This window comes from Psychrobacter sp. TB20-MNA-CIBAN-0197 (genome assembly GCF_040309765.1).
In the GTDB taxonomy this organism is placed as follows: Bacteria; Pseudomonadota; Gammaproteobacteria; order Pseudomonadales; family Moraxellaceae; genus Psychrobacter; species Psychrobacter submarinus.
The window spans coordinates 1-246 of sequence record NZ_JBEOPC010001189.1 but is presented as its reverse complement, the minus strand read 5'-3'; the positions used below and the strand labels follow the sequence as shown (position 1 = coordinate 246).

Below are 246 nucleotides of genomic sequence, written 5' to 3'. Positions count from 1 at the left end.
CAAGGGCACCGTTGAACAGCACGCCATCGACGCTTTGCAGGCGCTCGACCGGCTCCCGCAACGGCCCGGCCGGCAGACAGCGCTGGTTGCCCAGGCCCCGTGCGGCATCGATCAGCACCAGTTCCAGATCCCGCGCGAGGCGATAATGCTGCATGCCGTCGTCAGACAGAATCAGGTCCAGTGGCTCACTGGCGATCAAGGCTTTGACGGCGGCGCTGCGATCAGGGTCGATCATCAGCGGCACGC

1 protein-coding gene is annotated in these 246 nt (G+C 65.9%); it reads right to left on the bottom strand.

The annotated features are described in order from the left end of the window. The coding region (locus tag AAEY83_RS17705; protein WP_351061299.1) for a tetraacyldisaccharide 4'-kinase at positions 1 to 246 on the bottom strand (246 nt) is incomplete at both ends.